We start from the raw sequence: 26,064 nt of genomic DNA, 5'->3' as shown, positions 1-26,064 counted from the left end.
CGAGCAGAGCTACTACGCCGCTCTCAGCCGAGAGCTTCAACCCACATAGGAGCGGCGGGAAACCTGGGGCAGTTCAGCGTCGAGGACCATCGTGGTGCGCATGTGCGGGGCGACCCGCCACCCGACGATGGTGCGTGAGTATGCGTCGATGATGAAGCAGACGTACGCGACGCCGGCCCAGGTCGGCACGAATGTCAGGTCCGTGACCCACAACTGGTTCGGCGCGGTCGCGGTGAAGTCGCGACGCACCAAGTCGGGGTGCCGCGGCATCCCCGGGTCGGGTTTGGTGGTGCGCACCCGCTTGGTGCGCCGAACGCCCTCGATACCCTCGGCGCGCATCAGCCGGGCGACCTGGTCCCGGCCGATGTCGTGACCCGCACGCCGGGCTGCCTTCCAGATCTTCCGTGCCCCGTAGACGCGGAAGTTGTCCTCCCACAGCTGCCGCACGATCGAACCCATGACCTCATCACGCTTCGATCGCGCTGACTGTTGTCGGTTCTTGACCTCGTAGTAGCTGCTGGGGGCCATCTGCAGAACTGCGCAGATGCGCTCGACGCCCAGACGCCGACCCGCGACGACATCGTCGCGGTTGGCGTCGATGAACGCGGCTACTTCTTGTGCTGGCGGTCGAGCTCCGCCCCGAAGAAACTGGCGGCCCTTTTCAATATCTCGTTGGCTCGCTTGAGCTCGCGGACTTCCTGTTCGAGGGCCTTCATCTTCGCCGACTCACTCGTGCTGACCCCCGCCACGTGGCCTTCATCTATATCAGCCTGACGCACCCAGGACCGCACGGACTCCGCGCCATAGCCAAGCTGGGCTGCGACCCGCTTCACCGTGCCGTGATCGGTGCCCAGCTCGGCCCGCAGGGTCCTGACCATCCGCACCGCGGCAGCCTTCTCTTCAGGGCTATAGCGACGCGTGGTCGGCTTGTCCGGGTTGGTGTCCTTCGGCATGAGTCCATCCTCGTTTCCAAACGATGGAGACTCCAACCAACCCAGTGCGATTCAACGCCCCGACTCGGCCCGGGGCGCTGCTCGGTCCGCGCCGAGACGTGTCTCGGTAGAGGATCGTCAAACGAGACATCCAACATGCCGGGCCAACGCCGACTTTGCCAATGCTGGGAGCATCGTGCGCCGCGTGCTGACCGAGAACGAATCCTGCTACCGCTCCCACCCCTTCGCCGACGCCCTCGGCCAGGACATTAAGCACAAGCGAACTCGCCCCTACCGCCCGCAGACCAACGGCAGGGTCGAGCGCTACAACCGGATCCTGCTCGAGGAATGGGCCTACGCCCGCCCCTACGCCAGCGAGCGAGAGCGCGAAGCCGGTCTACCGGAGTTCTCCTGCATCACTGCGGTTTTCACCGCGGCCACGCCGTATTCGAAGGCGCCTCACCCTCCAACCACGTGCCCAGCCTGCGTGGACAGAACACCTAGCTAGGGTGGGCCTATGGACGCCGACATCAACTTCTACTTTGACCCGGTCTGCCCGTTCGCCTGGATGACCAGCAAATGGGTGCGCCAGGTGCAGGCGCAGCGCGACTACACCGTCGACTGGCGGTTCATCTCGTTGCGCCTGGTCAACGCAGAGGTCGACTACGATGCGCACTTCCCGCCTGAGTACGAAGCCGGTCACACCGCCGGGCTGCGGCTGCTGAGGGTGGCGGCTCGTGCGCGAGCCGAGCATGGCCGGGCGGCGATGGCGCCGTTGTACGCCGCCTTCGGGGCGCACATCTTCGATACCGCTCCGGACGCCGGCGACGACCGCAGCGAAGGCGAGGTGCGTGAGCGGCGCGGGACGCGCGAGTTCGCCGAGCTGATCCTCGCCGACGCCGGTCTGCCGATGGAGCTGGCGGACGCCCTGGACGACGAGTCGTGGGACGCCGAGATCCGCCGGGAGACCGATGAGGCGCTCTCGCTGACGGGCAAGGACGTGGGTACGCCCATCATCCACTTCGAGCCACCGACCGGGGTCGCCTTCTTCGGGCCCGTGATCAGCCGGTTGCCACACGAGGACTCGGCGGCCGGGCTGTGGGACCACGTGGTCGGGCTGGCCCGCTTCCCGGGTTTCGCCGAGCTCAAGCGCAGCCTGCGCGAGCGGCCACAGCTGGCCGCGCTCGGAGTGGATGCCGACACGGTGGGCAAGCAGGAGGACTGGCACGGCGGCAGCCGGCGGCAGAAGAAGTGACCCTGTTGAGGAGGTGGAGACATGAGCGGAACCAGCATTCGCAGTCACCGGGAGTCCGTCACCGTCGAGGCGTCGGCCGAGGCGCTCTACGACCTGGTCTCCGACATCACCCGTACCGGCGAGTGGAGTCCGATCTGCACCGCGTGCTGGTGGGACGACGAGGCCGAGGCAGGTCAGGTCGGTGCCTGGTTCACCGGGCGCAACGAGCTCCCGCACCGGACGTGGGAGACCCGGTCGGTGGTGGTGGCGGCCGAGCATGGGCGCGAGTTCGCCTGGGTCGTGGGCGGCAGCTTCGTCCGGTGGGGGTTCACTCTCGCCCCCGCGCCGGCAGGGACGATCCTCACCGAGTCCTGGGAGTTCCTGCCCGGCGGGATCGCCATGTTCGAGGAGAAGTTCGGCGACCGGGCGCCCGCTGAGATCGCCGACCGCACGCAGGACGCCCTCGACGGCATCCCGAAGACGCTCGCCGCGATCAAACAGATCGCCGAGTCGTCCACCGGCGCAGGGGAGCCGGCTCGGCCATGACTGGCCACTCCGCCCCGGGTGGGGCGTCATCGGACGGGTTGACCGCGATCTATTCTTGCGCTGGCGAGCGAGGTCCAGGAGGAAGCCTGAGTTCACGGGCGTACAACTCCATACCGTTAGCTTGGCATAACGTCTGGCTCCGGCTGTGGCGGCCCACACTGGCGCCTGGAGGATGCTCTCTAGCCGCAGCGAGTCGTAGAGGCGGCGTGCCAGGGCTGACTCAGACCGACACCCGGCGCTACAGCGAACACTTTGAGTAGGCGCTCGCGGTCGCCACTCATGCCGTCACGAACCTCGGGCTCCACACACGACCCGTGTCAGTGACCCGGGTCCCGGAGGCGCCCACGATGAGCAGGCACTTCATGTCCACTGCGCCGCAGTCCAGGTCACCGAGGGTCGTGACCGTGAGCGACTCCTCGGCGCGGCCCACGTCGCGGCCCACCACCACGGGCGTTTCCGGGCAACGGTGACGCAGCAGGACGTTGCGGGCATCGGCGACCTGGTGGGTGCGTGAGCGTGAGGCGGGGTTGTAGACCGCCAACACCAGGTCGGCGGCGGCGATCGCGTCCAGCCGGTGTTCGACCACCTCCCACGGCTTGAGCCGGTCGGACAGGCTGACCACGGCGAAGTCGGCGCCGATGGGAGCGCCGGCGCGCGCGGCCACCGCCTGCACGGCCGAGACGCCGGGGGCCACCCGGATATCGACGCCTGCGTACGCGGGGTCCTCGGCGGCCTCGAACACGGCGGCGGCCATGCCGAACACTCCGGCGTCGCCGCCGGAGACCACCGCCACCCGCTCGCCGGCCACCACCAGGTCCAGCGCGAGCCGGGCGCGGTCCACCTCCACGGTGTTGCCCGAAGAGTGCCGGGTGAGGCCGGCCCGCTGGGGGACCCGGTTGACGTAGGGCGCGTAGCCCACCACGTGGTCGACCTCGGCCAGCACCTGGCTCACCTCCGGGGTGAGCCACCCGTCCGGGCCGGGTCCGAGCCCGACCACGTGCAGGACGCCGCCCGGCAGGGCCTCCATGACGGAAGCCGGATCGGACGACACTTCCGGCGCCCCGGCGCTGACCAGGGGCGCTGACCGGCGCCCCGTTGGATCGCTGTGCCGTGAGTCGCCGGGAACCACGATGAGGGAGAAGTACGGCACGGTCGCCGGGTCGACCTCCGCGACGGCGTGGAACTGCTCGGTGGTCATCGATGCCCGCTCGACGTACACCGCGCCTTCGAGCCGTCCGGCGGCCTCGAGCGCGCGCCGGACGGCGGGAAAGTTCCGTCCGAGCTTCATGATGATCGCGCCGTCGGTGTCTGCAAGTCGCCGCGCGAGCTCGGGCTCGGGCAGCGTGCCCGGCAGGACGGTGAGGACGTCGGTCTGCCTGACCAGGGGAGTGGCGGCCGCGGCGGTGGCAGCGGCGAAAGCGGGGATGCCCGGCACGATCTCGGTGTCGAACCGAGGGGCGAGCTTGTCGTGCATGTACATGAAGGAGCCGTAGAACAGCGGGTCTCCCTCCGAGAGCAGGACCACGTCCCGGCCTGCGGCCAGGTGCTCGGCCAGCCGCTGCGCGCTGCGCTCGTAGAAGTCCGCGATCGCGCCCGCGTACCCGCCCGGGTGGTCGGTGACGCCCGTGGTCACGGGGTATTCCAGTCGCTCCTCGATCGCGCCGACAGGGATGAGGTCGGCGGCGATGCGGCGCGCGTTGGACTCTTTGCCGCGGCCGGCGTGGAAGGCAACGACGTCGGCGGCGCCGATCAACCGGGCGGCCTTGAGGGTGAGGAGCTCGGGGTCGCCGGGGCCCACGCCGACGCCGTAGAGCCGGCCGGGAGCAACACCGGCCGCGGGCGATCCGGCGCTCACTCCGCCTCCTGCGCCAGGGCGTTGACGGCCGAGGCGGTCATCGCGGACCCGCCGCGCCGGCCGTGGACCGTGACGAAGGGGATGTCGATGCCGTGATCGTCGGCAAACGCCGCGAGCGCGGCCTTGGACTCGGCGGCTCCGATGAACCCCACCGGGCAGCCGACGATCGCGGCGGGCCGGGGAGCGCCGTCGAGCAGCATCTCCAGCAGGTGGAACAGGGCGGTGGGGGCGTTGCCGATCGCCACCACAGCGCCGTCCAGGCGGTCTCCCCACAGCGTCAGCGCGGCGGCGGAGCGGGTGGTGCACATCCGCGCGGCCAGCTCGCGGACGTCGGGTTCCGAGAGCGTGCACACCACGTCGTTGCTGCGCGGGAGCCGGGCGCGGGTGATCCCGGAAGCGACCATGTGGGCGTCGCACAGGATCGGCACGCCGGCGTCGAGCGCCGAGCGCGCGGCGGACACGAGCCGGGGGTGGACCTGTAGGTCGCGGGTCAGGTCGGTCTGGCCGGTGCCGTGGACCATCCGGACGGAGAGCCTCTCGGCGTCGGCCGGCACGCGGGACAGGTCGGTCTCGCGGCGGATGGTGGCGAAGGAGTCGACGTAGATGGCGGGCCCGTCGTCGACGTAGTCGTAGCGACGCGGCGGCCTGAGGGCAGCACTCATGGGGTCCTCCTCGGGGTTCTCGCCCCGGTGTGAGAAGTCGCAGCGACGCGGTTAGAGCGCGCTGATCCCCGGTGAGTATCTGGCTCGGCACGTCGGATCGACGGGCCTCACAGTGGCGGAACCGCCCCGGATTTTCACCGGGTTCCTCGCCGTGGGACAGCCCGCAGCCTACGCGTGGACGGCCAGCACCCCGCGCCACGGGGTCACGATCAACTCGGCCACGTCGCCGCCGGTGAGCCGGTCGATTAGGGCGCGGTCCACTACGCCGCTATGGGCCTCGACGTGGTCGATCAGCCCCGCCGAGCTCGCGACCGGACCGTACGGCAGCACCGGGGCCGGGCTCGCGAGCCGGTGGTCCGCCGGGCGGGCCGCGATGAGGGGGACTGGCAGTTCCCGCACGTGCCACGGCGCGTCCGGGCCGGTGCCGCGGGCCCGGACGAACTCGCGGGCCAGCTCGACCAGCCGGTCGGCGGCCTCGGCCAGCGGCACGACGTCCGACCACTGCGCGCCCACCCGCAGCTGTGCGGTGCCGGCGTCCAGGGCGACCAGACCGAGGTCGCAGGACCGCTCGAGAAGGTCGCCGCGGCCGTCGTCCAGGACGAACAGGAACCGGCCCGGCAACCCGCCGAGCGCGGGATCGGCCAGCAGCCCGGCGTCGAGCCGGTCGGTCACCGGGCGCAGGTCGGCCCGGCCGCCGACCAGGCCCGTGAGCGGCGAGACGAGGATGTTGCGCACCAGCTCGTGACCGGGCTCGGGGAGCAGGCCCGTCTCCGCGATCGCCGCCACCACCTCGCCGGGCAGCTGTCCGTCCGGGCCGATCGGCAGGGCCCGCAGCTGCAGGTTCGCGCGTGTCGTGACGTGCACGTTGTCGTCGTCGCCGAATCGCACGGCGACCCCGTGCAGCGCGGCCAGGGCCGCGGGCGACACGCGGCCACCCGGGACGCGCAGCCGGACCAGGGCGCCGTCGGCGGCCGGCCACGGGCGCAACACCCCCGGGCACAGGTCGCCACGGGTGCGGCGGGTGGGTTCGGTGATGCTCACGGGGGTCAGTGTTCCACCCGGGCCGCGGGAGGGCGGGCACCGCTCAACCGGGTGGGGGCGGATAGGCTCGGCGCTGCCGTGGTGTTCGGGAAGCCGGAGGAAAAGCCGGCGCGGCCCTCGCCACTGTAGTCGCGGAGTCATGCGACCCTCGTCCGTCCCGCACGGGGCGGAGGCCACTGGATCCTCCAGGATCCGGGAAGGTCGGTCGCACGGCGTTGATGCGGAAGCCAGGAGACCGGCCACGGCGACATGTTCCACGAGGGTTTGGAGAAGAACATGCGCCCCAACCGGCGTTTGGCGTCCCCTGATGACGTCTCGGCACCACTGATCACACTGTTATCCACCTCCGACACGGATCTGCTCTCCGCCCGGGCCTCCGGCGCCGGGTGGGCGCTCGGCAACCCGTCCCGGCTCGACGTGGAGGCGGACCTGCCCGGGCTGCTCGACGGCGCCGACCTGGTGGTGGTCCGGATCCTGGGCTCCCGGCGATCCTGGGAGGCCGGGTTCGCCGCGGTCTCGGCCTCGGGCCTGCCGGTGGTCGTGCTGGGCGGGGAGCAGAGCCCCGACGCCGACCTGATGGAGCTGTCGACGGTCCCGATCGGCATCGCGGCCGAGGCCCACCGCTACCTCGCCGAGGGCGGGGAGCGGAACCTCGCCCAGCTGCACGCCTTCCTGTCCGACACCGTGCTGCTCACCGGCGCCGGCTTCGAGCCGCCGGAGAGCGTGCCGGTGTGGGGGATGCCGCCGCGCCCGGGCGCCGCAGGCCACGGCACGGGGAACGGAGCGGGGAACGACCGGGACGACGACAACGACAACGACGACGACAACGTCGGCGACCTCGCCACCGACCTGCCCCGCGTCGGCGTGCTCTACTACCGCGCCCACGAGGTGAGCGGGAACTCCGGGTTCGCGCACGCGCTGGCCGACGCGATCGACGCCACCGGCGAGGCCGTGGGCGTACCGGTCTTCGCCGGGTCCTTGCGCTCGGCTCCCGACGAGCTGTTCGACGCGCTCGGCACGCTCGATGCGCTGGTCGTGACCGTCCTGGCAGCCGGCGGCACCACGCCCGGAGCGGTGAGCGCGGGCGGCGAGGACGAGACCTGGGACGTCGAACGCATCGCCGCGCTGGACATCCCCGTCCTCCAGGGCCTGTGCCTGACGTGGAGCCGCGAGGACTGGGCGGCCTCCGACGACGGCGTCAACCCCCTGGACTCGGCCAACCAGATCGCCATCCCGGAGTTCGACGGCCGGATCATCACCGCACCGTTCTCGTTCAAGGAGATCGACGCCGACGGCCTGCCCCGCTACGTGGCCGACCCCGAGCGGTGCGCGCGCGTCGCAGGGATCGCCGTCGCCCACGCGCGGCTTCGCCACGTGGCGCCCGCCGACCGACGGGTCGCCCTGGTGCTTTCGGCTTATCCGACCAAGCACTCCCGCATCGGCAACGCCGTCGGGCTGGACACCCCGGTCTCGACCATCCGCCTGCTGCGCCGGATGCGCGACGAGGGCTACGACCTCGGCCCGGACGATGGCCCCATCGCGCAGTATCTTGATCGATCGAGTCTGGACACCGCCGGGGACTACGCCGACGACACCGGGTTCGCCGACGACACCGCCGCCGGCGACGCCCTCATCCACGCGCTCATCGCCGCGGGCGGTCAGGATCAGGAGTGGCTCACGGGCGCCCAGCTCACCGACAGTCACGTGCGGATCTCCACCGAGGACTACCTGCGTTGGACCGCGGACCTGCCCGAGACGCTGCGCGCGGAGATGGTCGAGGCGTGGGGGCCGGCGCCGGGCGAGCTGTTCGTCAACGACGCCGGCGAGATGGTCCTGGCCACCCTCCAGGCCGGCAATGTCGTCCTGTTGATCCAGCCACCCCGCGGCTTCGGCGAGAACCCGGTCGCGATCTACCACGACCCCGAGCTCGCGCCGTCCCACCACTACCTGGCCGCCTACCGCTGGCTGGCGCGCGGCTTCGGGGCGCACGCGCTGGTCCACCTGGGCAAGCACGGCTCGCTGGAGTGGCTGCCGGGCAAGAACGCCGCGCTCTCGGCCGGGTGCGCCACGGACGCCGCGATCGCCGACATGCCCCTGATCTACCCGTTCCTCGTCAACGACCCCGGCGAGGGCGCCCAGGCCAAGCGCCGCGCGCACGCGACGATCGTCGACCACCTGGTCCCGCCGATGGCCCGCGCGGAGTCCTACGGCGACATCGCCCGCCTGGAGCAGCTGCTGGACGAGTACGGGAACATCGCCTCGATGGACCCGGCCAAGCTCCCGGCCATCCGCGCGCAGATCTGGACCCTCATGCAGGCCGCGCACATGCACGAGGACCTGGGCCTCGAGCAACGGCCCGGGGACGAGGAGTTCGACGACTTCCTGCTCCACGTCGACGGCTGGCTCTGCGAGATCAAGGACGTCCAGATCCGCGACGGCCTGCACGTGCTGGGCCAGGCGCCGGAAGGGCAGGCGCGAATCAACCTGGTGCTGGCGATCCTGCGGGCCTCGCAGGTCTGGGGCGGGGAGTCCGGGGCGGTGCCGGGCCTGCGCCGGGCGCTGGGGCTGGCCGAGGGCGCGCCGACCGAAGAGGTCGACCGCGTCGAGGCGCTGGCCACGGCGCTGGTCGAGGCGATGGACGCGCGCGACTGGGACCTCGCTGCCGTGTCCGAAGTGATGAACGAGGTGAGACCCGCCGCGGGCCTCACCGCGGGCGGGGTCGGTGCCGGAGGCGCGGGTGACGGACTCGACCACGACGAGCACGACGACGACGACGAGGTCGCGCAGGTGCTGCAGTTCGCCGCCCGCGAGGTGGTGCCGCGCCTGGCCGCCACGGTCGACGAGCTGGACGCCGTGATGCACGCGCTGGACGGCGGCTTCATCTCGGCCGGGCCCTCGGGATCCCCGCTGCGGGGCCTGGTCAACGTGCTGCCCACGGGCCGGAACTTCTACACGGTGGACCCGCGCGCCGTCCCGTCGCGGCTGGCGTGGGAGACCGGGCAGGCCATGGCGGACTCGCTGCTGGAGCGGCACGTCGCCGAGACCGGGGAGTACCCGAGCTCGGTGGGGCTGTCGATCTGGGGGACCTCGGCCATGCGCACCTCGGGCGACGACATCGCCGAGGTCCTGGCCCTGCTCGGTGTCCGGCCCCGATGGGACGAGGCCTCCCGCCGGGTCAACGGACTCGAGGTGGTGCCGACCGCCGAGCTCGGGCGCCCGCGCATCGACGTGACCGTCCGCATCTCGGGCTTCTTCCGCGACGCGTTCCCGCACGTGATCGGGATGCTCGACGACGCCGTGCGGATGGTCGCGGAACTGGACGAACCGGACGAGCAGAACTACGTGGCCGCCCACACCCGGGCCGACCTCGCCGAGCACTCGGATCACCGCCGCGCCACCACCCGGATCTTCGGTTCCGCGCCCGGCTCGTACGGGGCGGGCATCCTGCAGACCATCGAGGCGGGCAACTGGCGGGACAGCAGCGACCTGGCCGAGGTCTACACCCGCTGGGGCGGGTACGCCTACGGCCGCGGCCTCGACGGCGTCCCCGCCGCCGACGACATGCGCACCAACTACCGGCGCATCGCGGTGGCGGCCAAGAACATCGACACCCGCGAGCACGACATCGCCGACTCGGACGACTATTTCCAGTATCACGGCGGGATGATCGCGACCGTGCGTGCGCTCACCGGCGCCGAACCGCGCGCCTATGTGGGCGACTCCACCACGCCCGATGCCATCCGCACCCGGTCGCTGGCGGAGGAGATCACCCGCGTGTTCCGCTCGCGCGTGGTGAACCCGCGGTGGATCGCCGCCATGCAGCGCCACGGCTACAAGGGTGCCTTCGAGCTGGCCGCGACGGTCGACTACCTCTTCGGGTTCGACGCCACCGCCGGCGTGGTCCACGACTGGATGTACGACACCCTGGCCAGGGAATACGTCCTGGACCAGACAAACCAGGAGTTCCTGCGCCGCTCCAACCCGTGGGCGCTGCGCGGGATGATCGAGCGGCTGTCCGAGGCCGTCGACCGCGGGATGTGGGCCGAGCCCGAGGCGGAGATCATGGACCGGATGCGGCAGGTCTACCTGGACGTAGAGGGCGACCTCGAGGAGTCCCACGATGACTGAGCCCCCCCCTCGCGAATCACGCAGCCCAGACGCGCGCGATCACTGCATCCGCACACGAGATATCGCGTGCGCATGCAGTACTTGCGCGCGTCTGCAAGGGGGCCAGGATCACGGGGTGCGTCCGGACCGGCGGTCGCGCCGCCGCCGGGTGCGGGTCGTGGGCATCGGCTCGGGCGGCCTCGACCAGATCACCGTCGAGGGGATCGCCGCGCTCCGCGCGTCCGAGTACGCGCTCGCGGCGGTCAAGGGGCCGGATGACCCCTTGGTCGACCTCCGCCGGCGACTGCTCGCCCGGCATGCTCCGCGGGTGGAGTTGGTGGGCGTGGTCGATCCGCAGCGGGACCGCTCGTCGTCGTCGACCTCCTCGGGCGCCGGGTACCGCGGCGTGGTGACGGACTGGCACGAGGCCCGCTCCCTGGCCTGGGAACGCGCCCTGGCGGCGCGGCCCGGTGACGTGGCGATCCCCGTGTGGGGCGACCCGGCGTTCTACGACTCGACGCTGCGGATCGTGGACCGGATCGCCGAGCGCGGCCGTCTGGACCTCGATGTGGAGGTGGTCCCGGGCATCTCGGCGCTGCAGGTCCTGGCCGCGCGCCACCGGCTGGTCCTGCACGAGATCGGCGGCACGGTCACCGTGACCACCGGCCGGCGGCTGCGGGAGGTCGTGGCCGCCGGCGCCGACAACGTGGTGGTGATGCTCAACGCCGACCTGCCGCTGGACGACCTGGCCGACTGGCGGATCTGGTGGGGCGGCAACCTCGGCGACGCTGGCGAGACCCTCGTCGCGGGACGGGTCGGCGACGTCCTGCCGGAGCTGCGGGCGCACCGGGAGCGGTTGCGGGCCGAGCACGGCTGGGTGATGGACGTGTACCTGTTGCGACGTGGAGATGGGGAGGTGGCCTGATGGCGGCGGACGAGAGACCGATGCCGGCGGAACCGGCGGGCGCCCGGATGACGGCCGCGGAGGAGTGCACCGGACGGGTGGTGCTGGTCGGCGGCGGCCCCGGCGACCCGGGACTGATGACCGTGGCCGGCCTCGACGCCGTCCGCGCCGCCGACGTGGTGGTGACCGACCGCCTGGGACCGGTGTCGATCCTCGGCGACCTCGACCCCGGCATCGAGGTGATCGACGTGGGCAAGGTGCCCTTCGGGCCCGCCACCCCGCAGGAGGAGATCAACGGGATCCTCGTGGACCACGCACGGCGCGGCCGCACGGTCGTCCGGCTCAAGGGCGGGGACAGCTTCCTGTTCGGCCGTGGCGGCGAGGAGTACCTCGCGTGCACGGCCGCCGGGGTGCCCGTCACCGTGATCCCGGGCGTCACCTCGGCGTTCTCGGTACCGGCCCTCGCCGGGATCCCCGCCACCCATCGCGGGCTCTCGCAGGGCGTGTCGGTGATCTCCGGGCACGTCCCGCCGGGAAGCCCCGCCTCGACCCTCGACTACAGAGCGCTGGCCAGGTCGGGCACCACGCTCGTGCTGCTCATGGCGGTGACGACCCTCGCCGCGATCACCGCCGAACTCCTCGCCGAGGGCATGCCCGGGGACACCCCGGCGGTCATGATCGAGAACGGCTCGACCGCCGCCGAGCGGGTCCTACGCGGAACGCTGGCCACGATTGCCCGCGACGCCGCCGAGGCGGGGATCGCGCCGCCCGCGATCACCGTGATCGGAGCGGTCGCGGCGCTGTCCGAGCAGCTGTCGGCCTACACCTGAGTCATCGACTCGGGCGTTCATGGGCCTCACCCACGACCCGCTGCCACGCGGCCACGAGACCCCGCACGGTCTCGGGGTCGCGGACGGCCAGCCGGACGTGGGCGGGGTCCAGTCCGGGGAAGGTGTCGCAGCGTCGAGTGGCGTAGCCATAGGAGCGCAGACGGCCCCGGAACCCGCCGGGATCGATCCCCACGGGTGTCTTGACCAGCACGAACGGCGCAGCGGGCGGCACGGCGATCGCGATTCCGGCGCCCTCGAGCAACCCGCACATCTCCACACGGTCGGTGGCCAGCCGATCCCGGATGCGCGCGAGGTGACCGGCCGCCTCGTCCGAACAGCACGCCGCCACGGCCTCGAGCTGCAGGGTCCCGAGCGGCCAGTGCACGCGGTGCGCGGCGAGGTCGGCCAGGACGGCCGGGTCGCCCACCGCGTACCCGGCCCGCAGCCCGGCCAGCGCCCACGTCTTGGTCACCGAGCGCAGCACCACCAGCCCCGGCAGGTCGGCCCCGGCCAGTGACACGCCCTCCTCGTCGTCGACCACGTCACAGAACGCCTCGTCCACCACGGTGACCCGGCCGGGTCGACACAACGAGGCCAGGGCCTCGCGCGGGTGGAGGACCGACGTGGGGTTGGTGGGATTGCCGACGACGACGAGGTCGGCCGCCTCCGGGACCAGAGCGGGGTCGAAGGTGTACGGCTCTGGCAGCTCGACCCGGGTGACCGGGACGCCCGCCCGGCGCAGTTCCACCTCGGGTTCGGTGAACGACGGGTGCACCACGGCCGCCCGCAGCCCCCGGCGCGCGGCGTGCTCGGCCAGCAGGTGGAAACCCTCCGCGGACCCGGCGAGCGGAAGCACCCGGGCCGCGTCGGTGCCGTGCCGTCGCGCCGCGGCGCGACGGGCGCGCAGGTCGTCGGCGGCGGTGGGGTAGGCGGCCAGGTCGAGGATCCGCGCCTGCAGTCGCGCGGCCAGCCACTCCGGCGGGCGATCCCCGTGGACGTTGACGGCAAAGTCGACCTCACCGGGGGCGACCTGGGTGTCGCCGTGGATGCGCAGCAGGTCGTCGGTCATAGGGTCGCCTCCCTGGAGCGGTCATTTTGGCGCGGACGTCCCACGGGCGGTGGTGGCCGGCGCGTCGTGCGACCACACCCAGCACGGCCAGCGCGGCGGTGACCACCTGGACGCGGTCGTGCAGCAGCACCGCGCGGCGGATGTCGCCGGCCCGGACCGGCCGGCCGTCGCCGAGGACCGCCCGGTCCTGCACGCCGTACGGGTACGGCGTGGGCCCGCCGAGCCGGACCCCGAGCGCGCCCGCGCACACCGCCTCGACCACCCCGGCGTTCGGGCTCGGGTGCGCCCGCGCGTCTCGGGCCCACGCCCGCAGGGCCCCGGCCGGGCTCCCGCCCACGGTCGGGGCGCACGCCACCCCGAGCGCCCCGGCCACCCGCGCCGGCAGGAACCCCAGCACGTCGTCGAGCCGCGCCGCGGCGGTGCCGAAGTGGCGGTACTCCTCCGAGCGGTGCCCGACCATCGCGTCGAGGGTGTTGGCTACCCGGTGAACCGCCGCGCCGGGAGGACCCGCCACCGCGGCCCAGAACAGCGTCGCGACCGCGGCGTCGGAGGTGTTCTCGGCGACTGACTCCACGACCGCCCGCGCGAGATCCGCCGGGTCGAGCGCCGACGGATCGCGCCCGCACAACCACGGCAACAGTTCCCGGGAGCCCGCGTGGTCGCCCCGGACGAGCAGGTCGCCCTGCCGCCGCGCGACCGCGAGCAGCGAGGACCCGCCCAGGCACGACCACACCACGGCGGCGTCCCACACCACGGCCGCGGTGCGGTTCCTCCCGGCTCGCTGCCCGACGGCGGTCACCGCCGCGGCGGTGCCCCCCACGAGGACGCCGGTGAACAGCAGCCCCGCAGCCCGCTGCGCGTTCGGGGTCCGTCCCGGCCGCCGCAGGCGTGACTCCACGGCGAGCGCGACCCGGCCGAATCCCGCGACGGGATGGAAGCGCCGCGGGTCGCCGACGAGGCGGTCGAGGAGGAACCCCGCAGCGATGCCCGTCGCGCGGGCGGCGAGCGCGTTCCCGTCACCGCGGCGGCGCGCGCACGACGCGCGGTGCGGGCGGGGGTCAGCGGGCGAGATAGCGGACATGCGCCCCCCGCTCGTCGTGGGTCACCTCGGCCTCCACTCCGTACACCTCCCGGATCAATTCGGCGGTGAGCACCTCGTGGGGCGCGCCGCCGGTCACGAGCCGCCCACCGGACAGCACGATGAGATGGTCGCAGAACGTGGCCGCCAGGGTGAGATCGTGCAGGGCCGCGATCACCGTGGTGTCGGTGGCGCGGACCAGGGTCAGCAGGTCGAGTTGGTGGCGGATGTCGAGGTGGTTGGTCGGCTCGTCGAGCACCAGCACGCCGGGCTCCTGGGCCAGGGCCCGCGCGATTTGTACCCGCTGCCGTTCCCCGCCGGACAGGGTCGGGTACCGCTGGTCCAGGCGATCGGCGAGTCCGGTCGTGGCCGCCGCGCGTCGCACCACCACGTCGTCCCCGGGAGCCGGGCCCGACCAGGCCGCGCGATGGGGGATGCGCCCGAGCTCGATGACCTCCCGGACCGTGGGGTTCTGGTCGGTGGTCGACTCCTGCGCCACCAGCGCCAGGCGCCGGGACAGGCGTTTGCGGGGGATCGACCGGATGTCCGTGCCGTCGAGGTGTACCGATCCGGTGTCGGGCCGGAGCAGGCCCGCCATGACCCGCAGGAGCGTCGATTTGCCGGATCCGTTCGGCCCCAGCACCCCGACCATCGTGCCGGGGGCCGGGGCCACGCTGACGTCGTCGAGGATGGTCCGGCCGTGTACGGACCACGAGACGCCGCGAGCCTCGAGGGTCGCCGGGGCGGCGGTCATCGGCCGCGTCCCCGTCGCAGGAGGAGCCCGACGAAGGCCGGGACGCCGATGAGCGCGGTCGCCACCCCGATCGGCAACTCCTGGGGCGCGATCACGGTGCGGGAGGCGGCATCGATCCACACGACAAAGACGGCGCCCATCAGCGCCGCGGTCGGGACGAGGACCCGGTGCCGGCCGCCGACCAGGGCCCGGGCGGCGTGCGGGAGCACCAGCCCCACGAACCCGATCGCCCCGCAGGTGCTCACGATGACGGCCGTGACGAGCGCGGTCACCACCATGAGCACCAGCCGGGTGCGGGCCACGTTGACGCCGAGAGTGGCCGCGGCGTCCTGGCCGAAGGTGAACGCGTCGAGGCTGGAGGTGTGCAGCAGGCACGCCACGAGCCCGAGCAGGACCACGACCCCGCACACCACCACGTCCGACCACCGGACGGAGGCCAGCGAGCCCAGCAGCCAGAACAGCACCCCGCGGGTCTGCTCGGCGTCGGCGGCGATGTAGACGACGAACGAGGTCACCGCGGAGAACAGCTGGGTCGCAGCGACCCCCGCCAGCACCACCCGGTCGGTGGTCCCGCCGGAGGCGAAGGCCAGGACCAGCACGAACCCGAACGCGGTCAGCGCTCCGACGAACGCCCCCGTGGTGAGCCCGAACGCGCCCGCGCCGACGCCGAGCACCACCACGAGCACCGCCCCGGTCGACGCCCCTGAGGAGATGCCGAGGATGTACGGGTCGGCCAGGGGGTTGCGCAGCAGCGACTGCAGGATCACGCCGCACAGCGCGAGCCCGGCCCCGGCCAGGGCGGCCATCAGGGTGCGTGGCAGTCGCAGGTTCCAGATGATCCCCTCCTGGATACGCGTGAGCCCGGAGTCGGAACCCGTGAGTCGGGCCAGGGCGGACTGGAGGACGTCGGCGCTGGTGAGTCCGGACGGACCGATGGTGATGACGAGCGCCGTCGACACGGTCAGCAGCCCCAGGCCGCCGAGCCACAGGGTGACCAGCGCGGTCGGTCGGCGCAGGGGCGGTTGCCGGTGCGGTGACGCCGGGGCCCCCGTGGCGGTGGGCCTCTCGGGTGCGAGGGTCATCGGGTCAGTTGGCCGGGTCCGGGGCGCTGGCCGGGCCCGGTTCGCTGAGGCCCGGCTCGGTGCGGCCCGGAGTGAGGAGTCCCAGCGCGGTGAGACCCGCCGCGACGGTCTCCACCCCGTAGACCGTGCGGAGCGAGGGGTTCATCTCGGCGCCGGTGACGTCGATGTACCGCCTCTCCCGGACCGCCGTCATCTCCCGGGTGACGGGGTTGGACTCAAGGTAGGCGATCTTGGCGCCGGCGGTCTCGGCGGTCTGGCTCTTCCGGGTCAGGTCTCCCACGACGATCACGTCGGGGTCGCGCTCGGCCACGACCTCCCAGCTGATCTGCGGCCACTCCTGGGTGGTGTCGTCGAAGACGTTCTCCAGGCCCAGGGTGGTCGAGATGAGGCCGGGGGCGCCGCAACAACCGGCCAGGTACGGGGACTCGGAATTGGCGAACCAGTACATCGCGGAGAGCCCGCTGGCATCGACGCTCGCCCCGGCCGCCTCGAGCCGCCGCTGCAGGTCCGCCACCAGCTCGTCCCCGGCCTGTTCCACGTCGAAGATCCGCGCGAGCTCGGCGATCTCGCGGTACAGCAGGGACGCGGTGTAGGGGGTCTCGCGGACCCCGTCCCCGGAATCGGCGACCTTGCCCACGCAGTCGGCCGGGGACAGGTAGGTGCCCACGCCGAGCTCGTGGAACTGCGCGCGTCCCGCGACCCCGCCCTCGCCGAGGGTGCTGCCGAAGGAGGCCGTGACGAAGTCCGGCTCCACGTCGAGGACGGCCTCCCACGACGGCGCGTTGTCGGCCAGGCGGGGGATCGACCTGTTCACCTCGGCGAACTCGGGCAGGACCGGGTCGGTCCAGGCCGCGGTGCCGACCATCCGGTCGCCGAGGCCGAGGGCGAACAGGATCTCGGTGGAGCCCTGGTTGAGCGAGACGACCCGCTCGGGCGGGGCCTCGACCGACACCTGCTCCCCGCAGTTCTCGATCGGGTCGGCGCCCGGGCCGGCGGTCGCGGACGGGTCGTGGGCTGTACAGGAGGTCAGGGCGAGAAGGGTGACGCCGGCGAGGGCGAGCAGGGCGGAAGAACGCATGAGTGTGCTCCGAGGTCGCGGGCCTGGAACGCGAAGCCCGGTGATGACCCGGCGGTTGTCACCGCGAGGGCCAGCCGGTATTCGGACTCGGGATCACCTGGACGGAGCGCCTTCCCAGACCATGCGGCCCAGTGGCATCGTGCCCCGCCATCACCCTCACCGCTGCGCGTCAGTTCCGGATTCGCACCGGATTCCCGCGACCCTTCGGTCTCGCTGGCGATCACAAGGTAACACGGGGGGCGGGGTCAGTACGCCAGCCCCATCCGCAGCGCGCCCACGGCCTCCGACAGCGCGGCCCTGGCGGCCGGGGCGGCGCCGACGGCGTTGACAAAGGGGTGGACCAACGTCTCGTGGCGGCGCAGCGAGACCTTGACCCCGGCGTCGGCCAGCTTCCGGGCGTAGGCCTCACCCTCGTCGCGGAGCGGGTCGAAGCCGCCGGTGGCGACGTGCGCAGGTGGCAGGCCGGAGAAGTCCTCGGCCAGCAGCGGGGAGGCGCGCGGGTCGAGCCGGTCGTCGTCGGAACGCAGGTAGGTGTTCTCGTAGAAGTCCATGTTCTTGGCGGTCAGGAAGAAGCCCTCGCCGAACAGTTCGAACGAGCGCGTCCGGGCGGACATGTTGGTGGCGGGGACGAACAGCAGTTGGAAGGCGGGCGTCTTCTCGCCGGCGTCGCGGGTCTGCTGGCACACGACCGCGGCGAGGTTGCCCCCGGCGCTGTCCCCTCCCACCGCGATCCGCTCCGGATCGACGCCGAGCGTCGCGGCGTTGTCGCGGACGTATCGGAAGGAGGCCACGGCGTCGTCGACGGCGGTGGGGAAGAGGAACTCGGGGGCCATCCGGTAGTCCACGCTCAGGACCTTGAGGCCGCCCGTGCGGGCGATGTAGCGGCAGGTCGCGTCGTGGGAGTCGATGCTGCCGAGGACCCACCCGCCACCGTGGAAGAAGATCAACATCGGTAGAGGTTCATCGCCGTGGACGGGCGAGTACAGGCGGGCGGGCAGGTCGGCGCGGGCGGGATCGTCACCCGCGAGGGGGAGGACCAGGTCCTTGACGACGGCGAGGTCGATCCCGTCGCCCGAGACGGTGAACGCCGACCGCTCGACCGTCCGACGGGCCTGGGCGAGTGGCATGTCCTCGTACTCGCCCTCCGAGAGCCGGGACATCACCCGGAGCCCGGCCTGGAAGTGCGGATCCAACGCCTGGCCGTCGATCCGCCGCGGGGCGCCGGCAGCCAACTGGATCAACCGGCCGGGCAGTGCGCCGGAGGCGGTCATCGCGGCTTTGGTGAGGCGGTCGGCGATCGAGGGCGTGAAATCCCGGTGTCCGGACATTGGAGAGCGCATCGCCACATTGTGCCGGGAATCAAGAGGATGATCGACTGAACGGACTAAGGAGCAGGTCATGCGTTCAGATTCTGGCGAAGTGGTCCGGGTCGAAGACCTGGTCAAGACGTTCGGAGCCACCCGCGCGCTCGACGGACTCGAGCTGGAGGTGCGCCGGGGCGAGGTACACGGCTTCCTCGGGCCCAACGGTTCGGGCAAATCCACCACCATCAGGATCCTGCTGGGGCTCATGCGAGCGGATTCGGGCCGGGTCACGCTGTTCGGCGGTGATCCGTGGCGGGACGCGGTCGACCTCCACGCCCGGTTGGCGTATGTGCCGGGGGAGGTCACGCTGTGGCCCCGTCTGAGCGGGGGCCAGTGCATCGACATCCTGGGGCGCGCACTGGGCGGGCTCGACCCGGCCCGTCGCGACCAGCTGATGGAGCGCTTCCGCCTGGACCCCACCAAACGCACCCGCGACTACTCCAAGGGGAACCGTCAGAAGGTCTCGCTCATCGCCGCGCTGGCCTCCGGCGCCGAATTGCTGGTCCTGGACGAGCCCACCTCCGGCCTGGACCCGCTCATGGAGCAGGTGTTCCAGGACTGTGTCCGCGAGGCCGTCGACGGCGGTTCCACCGTGCTCCTCTCCAGCCACATCATGGGGGAGGTCGAGGCGCTGGCCGACCGTGTGAGCATCATCCGTGACGGCCGCACCATCAGCTCGGGCACCCTGGCCGACCTGCGTCGCCACACCACCACCGACGTCCACGCCGTCACCGACACCGATCCCCGCGCCCTCGTCTCGGTCGCCGGGATCGACGGCCTGCGGATGGAGCACACCGACGGCGGGCGGTTCGCGGTCCGCTGCCACGTGCCGGCCGAGCGGCTCGCCGAGGTGACGGGGATCCTGCACGCGGCGGGGATCCACACCCTCACGGCCACCCCGCCCAGCCTGGACGACCTCTTCCTCAGTGCCTACTCGGGCGCCGACTCGGAACCCGGGGGTTCGCGGTGAACTCCCCGCTCGCGGGAACCGGGCTGCTGGTCCGGACCGCCCTGCGTACCGGGTGGCGGTCCGTCGCCGCCTGGGTTCTCGGACTGCTCTCCTTGTACCTGGTCACCGGGCTCTCGATCGCGGCGCTCTACGACACCCCGGACAAGCTCGCCACCTACTCCGCGTCCCTCGGGGAGTCGATGGTGATGCTCAACGGCCGGGTGGCCGGGCTCGACACGCTCGGCGGGGTCCTGATGAACGAGTTCGCGTCGATCGCCTCGTTCGCCGTCCCCATCATGGCCATCGCGCTGACCGCCCGGTCCACCCGCCGCGAGGAGGAGGCGGGCAGGCTGGAACTCCTCTTGTCCGCCCGGACCGGTCGGCTCGCCCCGGTCATGGCAGCCCTCGTCGTCGTCGCGGGGGTCTTCCTCCTCCTCGGTGCCGGGATCTGGGCGGCGACCCTCCCCATCCCGGTCGACCGCTCCGCGGCGGCGTTGTACGCGGCCTCGATCGTCGCCACCGGCTGGGTGTACGCCGCGGCCACGGCGGTGCTCGCGCAGGTGCTGGGCCACAACCGCACCGTGTGGGCGGCGGGGATGGCCGTCGCCGGGCTCACGCTGCTCGCCCGGGGCATCGGCGACACCAACGAGAACTGGGTGAGCTGGACCTCGCCGCTGGGCTGGCTCGGGTTGGTCCGTCCGTTCGGCGACGCCTCGCTGTTCCCGCTCCTCCTGGCCGTGGCGGTGGCGGGAGCGCTCGCGGCGACCGCCCTGTGGCTCTCCGGGCGCCGGGACGTGGGGGCGGGGATGACGCCGGTCCGCAGCGGACCGGCCACGGCGTCGAGATGGCGGGCGTCGGAACCCGGCGTGGCCGTACACCAGCATCTCGGCGCTCTCGCCGGCTGGACGATCGGGGTGGTCGCCCTCATGACCATGTACGGGGCCCTGATGGACGTGGTGGTGGAGGCCATCGTGGCCAACCCCGACCTCGCGGCCTTCCTGGGCGACTCCCCGGTGCTCGTCGACTCGATCGCGCAGATGCTCGTGGTGTTCGCCGGGATCCTGGGAGCGGGCTTCGCGCTGCAGTCGCTCGGGGGACTGCGGGGCGAGGAGACCTCCGGGCGGCTCGAGATCGCGCTCGCGACCGGGCGGTCCAGGTGGTCCTGGTTGGCCACGCACGCGGGGATCGTGGCCGCCGGTTCCGTGTTGGTCGTGGTGGCCGGCTCCGCCGCGTTCGCCGGCTCGTCAGCGATCGCGATGGACGACCCGTCCGCGGCCGGCCGGATCCTCGAGGCCGGGTTGTGGCAGCTCCCCGCGGTGCTGGTGTTCGTCGGGGTCTCGTCGGCGCTGTTCGGACTGATCCCGCGGCTACAGGTCCTGGCCTGGGTGCCGTTCACCCTCGCCGTCGTCGTCTCCTTCATGGGGCCCACGCTCCAGCTGTCGGCGGAGCAGATGCGGCTGTCACCGTTCACCGCCGTGGGGGAGGTCCTGACCGGGGAGGTCAACTCGCCCGGGGTCGCGATCCTGCTCGTCACTGCCGCCGTTCTCGTAGCGGTGGGTCTGCTCGCCTTCCGTCGGCGGGACGTGCCCCGGACGTGACAGCGGACCTGACAGACTGACCACACAGCTGTAGACGCGGCCGGAGGCGGCGGGTCCGGGTACTCCCGGTCCGAGAGACATCACGCAGGAGGCACCCATGTCGGACGAGTTCGATCGAGACAGGCTCGACACCGCGCTGTCGGTTGTCGACGACTGGCCGGTGGACACCGTCGCGGCGGCGGTGGTGGGCCCCGACGGCGTCCTGGCCGCACGCGGGGACGACGCCCGCGTGTACCGGCTCGCCTCGGTGACCAAGCCGATCGTGGCCGTGGCGGCGCTGTTGGCTGTCGAGGAGGAGGCGATCTCCCTCGACGACCCGGCGGGGCCCGAGGGGTCCACCGTGCGGCACCTGCTGGCGCACGCCTCCGGGCTCGACTTCGCCGATCGCGAGAAGGTGCGGGCCGCGCCGGGGGAGCGGCGCATTTACTCCTCGGCCGGCTTCGAGGTCCTGGCCGACCACATCGCGGACGCCACGGGGATCGGATTCGGTGACTACCTCGCCGAGGCGGTTCTCCAGCCGCTCGGGATGGAGTCCACTGTGCTCGACGGTTCTGCCGGGCACGGCGCGTCGGGCAGCCTGGCCGACCTGATCGCCTTCGCCCGCGAGCTCGTGTCCCCGCGGCTCCTGGCCTCCGAGACGCTGGAGGAGGCGATCTCCGAGCAGTTCCGCGGCCTCGACGGGATCGTGCCGGGGTACGGGATGCACAAGCCCTGTCCGTGGGGGCTGGGCTTCGAACTGCGCGAGGCCAAGTACCCGCACTGGACCGGGCAACACAACTCCCCGGCGACCTTCGGCCACTTTGGTCAGTCCGGCACCCTGCTGTGGGTGGAACCGGAGATCGACACCGCGCTGGTGGTGCTCACCGACCGCGACTTCGGGGACTGGGCCAAGCCGCTGTGGCCGGAGCTGTCGGACAGGGTGGTGGACGCCGCCACACGGCGCATGCGTCCAGAGGACTCGCTGGGCGGTTGAGGCCCCGCGTGCGTTCGCGCGCCGACCCTGTTCCGACCCTGTTCCGACCCTGTTCCGACCCTGTTCTGACCCCGTCGCCGGCCCCGCGTCGACACGCCGAGGGCATGCCGCGTCGTCGGGATCACGGTGATGTAACTTTGCCGAGGATGCAGAAGTGTCGCTGGTGTAATTCACTCACTTGGGGCACAGTGGTGTTCAACAAGCACATAGGAATCATCGTTCACACGATTTCATGAGGTCGTTGGGGAAGACGTCCCTCAGTGAGTCGGGAGTGAAGCGATGTCGGATCTAAATCATTTCGCGGATACGACGACCGGCGTGGTGTTCATCCATGCCGCGCCTACCGCGTTGTGTCCTCACGTCGAGTGGGCTCTGGCGAGCACACTCGATGCGAGCTCTGCCATGCGCTGGGAAGACCAGCCGGCCCAGCCGGGCGCCCGAAAGGCGATCGTCGACTGGATCGGCCCGGTCGGTACCGGTGCGCGCCTGGCCGACTCGCTGGGCAAGTGGTCGATGCTGGCCTTCGAGGTCACCGAGGACCCGAGCGAGCTCGTCGACGGCGAACGCTTTTCGCACACCCCTGAACTCGGCATGTGGCGAGGCCAGACCGGTGCCAGCGGCGACGTGGTGATCGCCGAGAACCGGCTCCGGCATCTCATGGCCGCCGGCCCCGCCGCGTTCCACTCGGCCGTCGAGGTCGAGCTCGGCACCGCGTGGGACCGCGCCCTGGAGCCGCTGCGGGGACATCCGACCGCCGCCGAGGTCACCTGGCTCTCCCGCGTCGGCTGACCCGCCACGCTCCCGGCTCCGCACGAGAACGCCCGCGCCCCCTCCGGACTGATTCCAGGGGGGCGCGGGCGTTCTCCGTCAACCGCAGGTCTCAGGCAGGGCCTGTCAGCTCACAGCGGGATGTTCTTGTGCTGGCCACGCACGTGATCGGCCGCGTCCAGCGCCTCGGAGAGGCGACGGCGGGTCTCGGTGGGTTCGATGACCTCGTCCACGACCCCGATGGTGACCGCGCGACCGACGCCGCCGGCGATCGCGGCGTGCTCGTCGGCCAGACGCTCGTGCAGGGCCTCGCGCTCGTCCTCCGGCGCGGCGGCGAGCGTGCGCTTGTGGAGGACGCCCACGGCGGCCTTGGCACCCATCACGGCCACCTCGGCGTCGGGCCAGGCGAACACGGCCGAGGCGCCCAGGGCGCGAGAGTTCATGGCGATGTAGGCGCCGCCGTAGATCTTGCGGGTGACCAACGTGACGCGGGCGACAGAGGCCTCCGCGAACGCGTGCAGTAGCTTGGCGCCGCGGCGGACGACGCCCTCCCACTCCTGGGAGACGCCGGGGAGGTATCCGGGGACGTCGACGATGACGAGGAGCGGCACCCCGAACGCGTTGCACAGGCGGACGAACCGGGAGGCCTTCTCAGCCGACTCGGAGTTGAGGCAGCCACCCAGCCGCAGCGGGTTGTTGGCGATGATGCCGACCGTGCGCCCGGCCATACGACCGAAGCCCACCACGATGCTCGGCGCCCACTTGGACTGGAGCTCTTCGAAGGTCGTGCTGCCGTCCACCTCGGAGGAGTCGAGGATGCCGTGGACGAGCGGGCGGACGTCATAGGCCCGCTTGGGGGACTCGGGCAGCAGGCCGGCCAGGTCCGTGTGGTCGTTCTCGAGGATGCGCGGATCGATCTCGCCCTGCGCGGACAGGAGGTTGATGAGACGGCGGGCCCGGTGGAGGGCGTCGCGCTCGTCCGCGGCAGCGATGTGGCACACGCCCGACTTGCGGTGGTGCACGTCCTGGCCTCCGAGGCCCTCCATGTCCACCTGCTCGCCGGTGACCGAGCGGACCACGTCGGGTCCGGTGACGAAGATCTTGCCCGCCGGCGCCATGATCACGACGTCCGTGAGCGCGGGGCCGTAGGCGGCGCCGCCGGCGGCGGGGCCGAGCACGACCGAGATCTGCGGCACGTGGCCGGACGCGCGGACCATGGCCTCGAAGACGAGGCCGACAGCGTGGAGCGCCTCGACGCCCTCTGCGAGTCGGGCGCCGCCGGAGTGCCACACGCCGACGATGGGCAGGTGCTCGTCTATCGCCACGTCGATGGCGCGCACGATGTGCCGGCAGCCCTCGAGGCCCATGGCTCCGCCCATGATGGTGGCGTCCGTGGCATAGGCGATCGTCGGCAGGCCGTCGATCAGGCCGCGCGCCGCCAGCGCGCCCGACGAGTCGGGCTCGGTGATGAACTCGAGCGACGCGGGGTCGAAGAGGTTCTCGAGCCGCAGGACGGGGTCGCGCGGGTCGATCTGGGTGTTCTGGTCAACGGTGGTGGTGATGGTCATTGATTGCAGTCCTTTCCGCGCCGCGACTTCCCGGTGGGAAGACGCGGTCTGATGGACCCCCGGACTGTCTGGTTGACGGACGGCGTGCGCCCGGGACCCCCGTCCCGGCTGCTGCCGACCGTCTGCCGTCCCGCGCGGGGCGGGCCGACCGTGTGTCGTGAGACGCCCCTCGTGTGAGGAGGGGACGCGGGCCTACGAGGTGCACCGACCGCACCAGCGGACCTGATCGCGTCCCCGCCCCCGTCAGGGGCGAGCCGTCAACTCTGATCGATCTTCTGGATGTACTCCACAACGTCTCCAACCGTACGCAGCCCGGCCAGATCCTCGTCCGGAATCTCAACCCCGTATCGGTCTTCGCACTGGACCGCGATCTCCACCATGGACAACGAATCGATGTCGAGATCGTCGACGAAGGACTTCTCCGGGGTCACCTCGGACGGCTCGATGCCCGTGACCTCTTCGACGATCTCCGCCAGTCCCGTGATGATCTCAGACTCGGTGCGTGCCATGTGGTGTCCTCTCCAATGGGTGTCATCGTGCCCGTCCGGGCACGATGCTGTTCTCGTGACACGATCGCCGCAATATTACGGCGACCGGGGTTCTTGGGGGTGGTTACGACCCACTCAGCGCGGGGACGTCTTCGAGCGCGTGCTCGAGGTCCTCGGGTGTGGTCACACCGTGCCGGGTCACCTCGCGCATCATGCGCTTGGCCAGGCCGATGAGCGCGCCGGACGGCGGGAGCTCGACGAACGCGTCCACGCCGAGCTTGAGCATCGTCTGCGTACACAGGTCCCAACGCACGGGGTGGGTGATCTGCGAGACCACGCGGTCAAGGGCGTCCCGACCGGTGGAGACCGCGACCCCGTCGGCGTTCGAGAGCAGGGTCAGTTCGGGATCGTGGACCTCGATCGTGTCCGCGAGCGCCCGGAACTCCTCGACGGCCGACCCCATGTGCGGGGTGTGGAACGCCCCGGCCACCTCGAGCCGGCGCAGACGCGCGCGGCTCGGTGGGTTCTGCTCGAGGGCATCGCACGCCTCGAGCGGCCCGGCGGCGACGATCTGCCCCGCGCCGTTGCGGTTGGCCGGGGCCAGCCCGGCGTTCTCCAGGGCGAGCAGGACGTCGGCCTCCACGCCGCCGAGGACGGCGATCATCCCGGTGGGACGCTCCGCGCACGCCCGGGACATCGCGGCGCCGCGGGCCGACGCCAGACGCAGGGCGTCCGACTCGGAGATGGCCCCGGCGATCGCCAGTGCTGCAACCTCGCCGATGGAGTGGCCGGCGACGATCGTGTCGGCCGGCACGTCACCCCGGCGACGGAGTTCAGCGGCGCCGAGCAACGCGGACGCGACCACCAACGGTTGGGTGACCGCCGTGTCGGTGATCTCCTGCAGGGTGGCGGTGGTGCCCAGGCGCTCGAGATCGAGTCCGCTCGACGCGGACCACTCATCGAGGCGGCGCGAGGCACCGGGCAACTCGAGCCACGGCGCGAGCATTCCGGCTTTCTGGGACCCTTGTCCAGGGGCGGTGAGACAGAGCACGAGTATCAGACAACACGTCCCCACCTGGTTCGGATGATGTTCTCGAAGCCAGAAACAAGGGCTGGATTTTGTAGGGTTCCTACAAAATCCGAGCTGGCCGGACGTCCATCTGTGCGAGGACGGATTTCGTTAC

At 71.8% G+C, this 26,064-nt stretch carries 21 protein-coding genes, 2 pseudogenes and 3 riboswitches; of the genes and pseudogenes, 10 read left to right on the top strand and 13 right to left on the bottom strand.

The genetic code is table 11. The features are described 5' to 3' along the window. Positions 1-54 precede the first annotated feature (54 nt). Positions 55-953: pseudogene (locus tag R4P08_RS11930) on the bottom strand (IS3 family transposase); the annotation flags it as partial. Positions 954-1,092: 139 nt separating this feature from the next. Between R4P08_RS11930 and R4P08_RS11925 the strand changes: the two are divergent. The 3 genes and pseudogenes from R4P08_RS11925 to R4P08_RS11915 form a co-directional block, all read left to right on the top strand. After that, a pseudogene (locus R4P08_RS11925) lies at positions 1,093-1,436 on the top strand (integrase core domain-containing protein); the annotation flags it as partial. A gap of 13 nt (positions 1,437-1,449) precedes the next feature. Next, positions 1,450-2,187: a hypothetical protein gene (locus tag R4P08_RS11920; protein WP_317814077.1), complete on the top strand. Its 738-nt coding sequence runs from the start codon at positions 1,450-1,452 to the stop codon at positions 2,185-2,187. Positions 2,188-2,208: 21 nt separating this feature from the next. After that, positions 2,209-2,712 carry an SRPBCC family protein gene (locus R4P08_RS11915; protein ID WP_317814075.1) on the top strand — a complete coding sequence of 168 codons (504 nt, stop codon included), beginning with the start codon at positions 2,209-2,211 and terminating at the stop codon, positions 2,710-2,712. A gap of 277 nt (positions 2,713-2,989) precedes the next feature. Here R4P08_RS11915 and R4P08_RS11910 read toward each other — a convergent pair whose 3' ends face one another. The 3 genes from R4P08_RS11910 to R4P08_RS11900 all read right to left on the bottom strand — a co-directional run bounded on the left by R4P08_RS11910 (position 2,990) and on the right by R4P08_RS11900 (position 6,270). Then, positions 2,990-4,567 (bottom strand): precorrin-2 C(20)-methyltransferase, encoded by a 1,578-nt coding sequence (locus R4P08_RS11910; RefSeq protein ID WP_317814073.1) that lies wholly within the window; start codon positions 4,565-4,567, stop codon positions 2,990-2,992. Continuing rightward, positions 4,564-5,229 (bottom strand): precorrin-8X methylmutase, encoded by a 666-nt coding sequence (locus R4P08_RS11905; RefSeq protein WP_317814072.1) that lies wholly within the window; start codon positions 5,227-5,229, stop codon positions 4,564-4,566. Before R4P08_RS11905 ends, R4P08_RS11910 begins: the two co-directional genes overlap by 4 nt. Before the next feature lie 52 nt (positions 5,230-5,281). Next, positions 5,282-5,409: riboswitch (cobalamin riboswitch) on the bottom strand. Beyond that, entirely contained in the window at positions 5,398-6,270 is an 873-nt protein-coding gene (locus R4P08_RS11900) for a nitrite reductase (RefSeq protein ID WP_317814069.1), read from the bottom strand. (Overlaps the previous riboswitch by 12 nt.) 62 nt (positions 6,271-6,332) lie before the next feature. Continuing rightward, positions 6,333-6,529: riboswitch (cobalamin riboswitch) on the top strand. Positions 6,530-6,546: 17 nt separating this feature from the next. Here R4P08_RS11900 and cobN point away from each other — a divergent pair. The 3 genes from cobN to cobA all read left to right on the top strand — a co-directional run bounded on the left by cobN (position 6,547) and on the right by cobA (position 12,111). Then, positions 6,547-10,398, top strand: coding sequence for a cobaltochelatase subunit CobN (gene cobN / locus R4P08_RS11895; protein WP_317814091.1), 3,852 nt, complete (start codon positions 6,547-6,549; stop codon positions 10,396-10,398). Between the two features lie 115 nt (positions 10,399-10,513). Beyond that, on the top strand, positions 10,514-11,302 hold the full coding sequence (gene cobF / locus R4P08_RS11890) for a precorrin-6A synthase (deacetylating) (RefSeq protein ID WP_317814068.1): 789 nt from the start codon (positions 10,514-10,516) through the stop codon (positions 11,300-11,302). Continuing rightward, positions 11,302-12,111: a uroporphyrinogen-III C-methyltransferase gene (gene cobA / locus R4P08_RS11885; protein WP_317814067.1), complete on the top strand. Its 810-nt coding sequence runs from the start codon at positions 11,302-11,304 to the stop codon at positions 12,109-12,111. Before cobF ends, cobA begins: the two co-directional genes overlap by 1 nt. Before the next feature lies 1 nt (position 12,112). On the opposite strand, the gene cobC is transcribed toward cobA, so the two are convergent. The 6 genes from cobC to R4P08_RS11855 all read right to left on the bottom strand — a co-directional run bounded on the left by cobC (position 12,113) and on the right by R4P08_RS11855 (position 18,512). Further along, positions 12,113-13,180 (bottom strand): Rv2231c family pyridoxal phosphate-dependent protein CobC, encoded by a 1,068-nt coding sequence (gene cobC, locus R4P08_RS11880; RefSeq protein WP_317814066.1) that lies wholly within the window; start codon positions 13,178-13,180, stop codon positions 12,113-12,115. Next, on the bottom strand, positions 13,128-14,261 hold the full coding sequence (locus R4P08_RS11875; protein WP_317814065.1) for a cobalamin biosynthesis protein: 1,134 nt from the start codon (positions 14,259-14,261) through the stop codon (positions 13,128-13,130). Before R4P08_RS11875 ends, cobC begins: the two co-directional genes overlap by 53 nt. Further along, complete coding sequence (locus R4P08_RS11870) at positions 14,239-15,012, bottom strand: ABC transporter ATP-binding protein (protein WP_317814064.1); 774 nt, start codon at positions 15,010-15,012, stop codon at positions 14,239-14,241. The genes R4P08_RS11875 and R4P08_RS11870 overlap by 23 nt, the downstream gene beginning before the upstream one ends. Further along, on the bottom strand, positions 15,009-16,094 hold the full coding sequence (locus R4P08_RS11865; RefSeq protein WP_317814062.1) for a FecCD family ABC transporter permease: 1,086 nt from the start codon (positions 16,092-16,094) through the stop codon (positions 15,009-15,011). The genes R4P08_RS11870 and R4P08_RS11865 overlap by 4 nt, the downstream gene beginning before the upstream one ends. 4 nt (positions 16,095-16,098) lie before the next feature. After that, positions 16,099-17,172: an ABC transporter substrate-binding protein gene (locus R4P08_RS11860; protein WP_317814061.1), complete on the bottom strand. Its 1,074-nt coding sequence runs from the start codon at positions 17,170-17,172 to the stop codon at positions 16,099-16,101. A 54-nt stretch (positions 17,173-17,226) separates the two neighbouring features. Beyond that, positions 17,227-17,405, bottom strand: a riboswitch (cobalamin riboswitch). A gap of 12 nt (positions 17,406-17,417) precedes the next feature. Then, on the bottom strand, positions 17,418-18,512 hold the full coding sequence (locus R4P08_RS11855; protein WP_317814060.1) for an alpha/beta hydrolase: 1,095 nt from the start codon (positions 18,510-18,512) through the stop codon (positions 17,418-17,420). Positions 18,513-18,570: 58 nt separating this feature from the next. Between R4P08_RS11855 and R4P08_RS11850 the strand changes: the two genes are divergently transcribed. From R4P08_RS11850 to R4P08_RS11835, 4 genes are all read left to right on the top strand, one after another. Then, positions 18,571-19,506, top strand: coding sequence for an ABC transporter ATP-binding protein (locus tag R4P08_RS11850; RefSeq protein ID WP_317814059.1), 936 nt, complete (start codon positions 18,571-18,573; stop codon positions 19,504-19,506). Next, positions 19,503-21,083, top strand: a complete 1,581-nt coding sequence (locus tag R4P08_RS11845) for a hypothetical protein (RefSeq protein ID WP_317814058.1) — start codon at positions 19,503-19,505, stop codon at positions 21,081-21,083. The genes R4P08_RS11850 and R4P08_RS11845 overlap by 4 nt, the downstream gene beginning before the upstream one ends. 97 nt (positions 21,084-21,180) lie before the next feature. Beyond that, positions 21,181-22,056 carry a serine hydrolase domain-containing protein gene (locus R4P08_RS11840; RefSeq protein WP_317814057.1) on the top strand — a complete coding sequence of 292 codons (876 nt, stop codon included), beginning with the start codon at positions 21,181-21,183 and terminating at the stop codon, positions 22,054-22,056. Positions 22,057-22,335: 279 nt separating this feature from the next. Further along, positions 22,336-22,845, top strand: a complete 510-nt coding sequence (locus R4P08_RS11835; RefSeq protein WP_317814056.1) for a DUF3145 domain-containing protein — start codon at positions 22,336-22,338, stop codon at positions 22,843-22,845. A 110-nt stretch (positions 22,846-22,955) separates the two neighbouring features. On the opposite strand, the gene R4P08_RS11830 is transcribed toward R4P08_RS11835, so the two are convergent. The 3 genes from R4P08_RS11830 to R4P08_RS11820 all read right to left on the bottom strand — a co-directional run bounded on the left by R4P08_RS11830 (position 22,956) and on the right by R4P08_RS11820 (position 25,931). Beyond that, positions 22,956-24,392 carry an acyl-CoA carboxylase subunit beta gene (locus R4P08_RS11830; RefSeq protein WP_317814055.1) on the bottom strand — a complete coding sequence of 479 codons (1,437 nt, stop codon included), beginning with the start codon at positions 24,390-24,392 and terminating at the stop codon, positions 22,956-22,958. A 257-nt stretch (positions 24,393-24,649) separates the two neighbouring features. Beyond that, on the bottom strand, positions 24,650-24,901 hold the full coding sequence (gene acpM, locus R4P08_RS11825) for a meromycolate extension acyl carrier protein AcpM (protein ID WP_317814054.1): 252 nt from the start codon (positions 24,899-24,901) through the stop codon (positions 24,650-24,652). 103 nt (positions 24,902-25,004) lie between these two features. Beyond that, positions 25,005-25,931, bottom strand: a complete 927-nt coding sequence (locus R4P08_RS11820) for an ACP S-malonyltransferase (RefSeq protein ID WP_317814053.1) — start codon at positions 25,929-25,931, stop codon at positions 25,005-25,007. Positions 25,932-26,064: the final 133 nt, after the last annotated feature.

This window comes from Rhodococcus sp. IEGM 1408, from assembly GCF_033142235.1.
GTDB lineage: Bacteria > Actinomycetota > Actinomycetes > Mycobacteriales > Mycobacteriaceae > Dietzia.
The sequence above is the reverse complement of the archived record's forward strand: the minus strand, read 5'-3'. Positions and strand labels throughout refer to the sequence as shown.

What these genes read in the sequence shown, in the direction of transcription:
- R4P08_RS11915 (WP_317814075.1), top strand. Translation starts at nt 2,209, where the DNA reads ATGAGCGGAACCAGCATTCGCAGTCACCGGGAGTCCGTCACCGTCGAG.
- R4P08_RS11855 (WP_317814060.1), bottom strand. Translation starts at nt 18,512, where the DNA reads ATGCGCTCTCCAATGTCCGGACACCGGGATTTCACGCCCTCGATCGCC.
- cobN (WP_317814091.1), top strand. Translation starts at nt 6,547, where the DNA reads ATGCGCCCCAACCGGCGTTTGGCGTCCCCTGATGACGTCTCGGCACCA.
- R4P08_RS11850 (WP_317814059.1), top strand. Translation starts at nt 18,571, where the DNA reads ATGCGTTCAGATTCTGGCGAAGTGGTCCGGGTCGAAGACCTGGTCAAG.
- R4P08_RS11860 (WP_317814061.1), bottom strand. Translation starts at nt 17,172, where the DNA reads ATGCGTTCTTCCGCCCTGCTCGCCCTCGCCGGCGTCACCCTTCTCGCC.
- cobA (WP_317814067.1), top strand. Translation starts at nt 11,302, where the DNA reads ATGGCGGCGGACGAGAGACCGATGCCGGCGGAACCGGCGGGCGCCCGG.
- R4P08_RS11835 (WP_317814056.1), top strand. Translation starts at nt 22,336, where the DNA reads ATGTCGGATCTAAATCATTTCGCGGATACGACGACCGGCGTGGTGTTC.
- R4P08_RS11840 (WP_317814057.1), top strand. Translation starts at nt 21,181, where the DNA reads ATGTCGGACGAGTTCGATCGAGACAGGCTCGACACCGCGCTGTCGGTT.
- cobC (WP_317814066.1), bottom strand. Translation starts at nt 13,180, where the DNA reads ATGACCGACGACCTGCTGCGCATCCACGGCGACACCCAGGTCGCCCCC.
- R4P08_RS11875 (WP_317814065.1), bottom strand. Translation starts at nt 14,261, where the DNA reads ATGTCCGCTATCTCGCCCGCTGACCCCCGCCCGCACCGCGCGTCGTGC.
- R4P08_RS11870 (WP_317814064.1), bottom strand. Translation starts at nt 15,012, where the DNA reads ATGACCGCCGCCCCGGCGACCCTCGAGGCTCGCGGCGTCTCGTGGTCC.
- acpM (WP_317814054.1), bottom strand. Translation starts at nt 24,901, where the DNA reads ATGGCACGCACCGAGTCTGAGATCATCACGGGACTGGCGGAGATCGTC.
- R4P08_RS11905 (WP_317814072.1), bottom strand. Translation starts at nt 5,229, where the DNA reads ATGAGTGCTGCCCTCAGGCCGCCGCGTCGCTACGACTACGTCGACGAC.
- R4P08_RS11920 (WP_317814077.1), top strand. Translation starts at nt 1,450, where the DNA reads ATGGACGCCGACATCAACTTCTACTTTGACCCGGTCTGCCCGTTCGCC.
- R4P08_RS11865 (WP_317814062.1), bottom strand. Translation starts at nt 16,094, where the DNA reads ATGACCCTCGCACCCGAGAGGCCCACCGCCACGGGGGCCCCGGCGTCA.
- R4P08_RS11830 (WP_317814055.1), bottom strand. Translation starts at nt 24,392, where the DNA reads ATGACCATCACCACCACCGTTGACCAGAACACCCAGATCGACCCGCGC.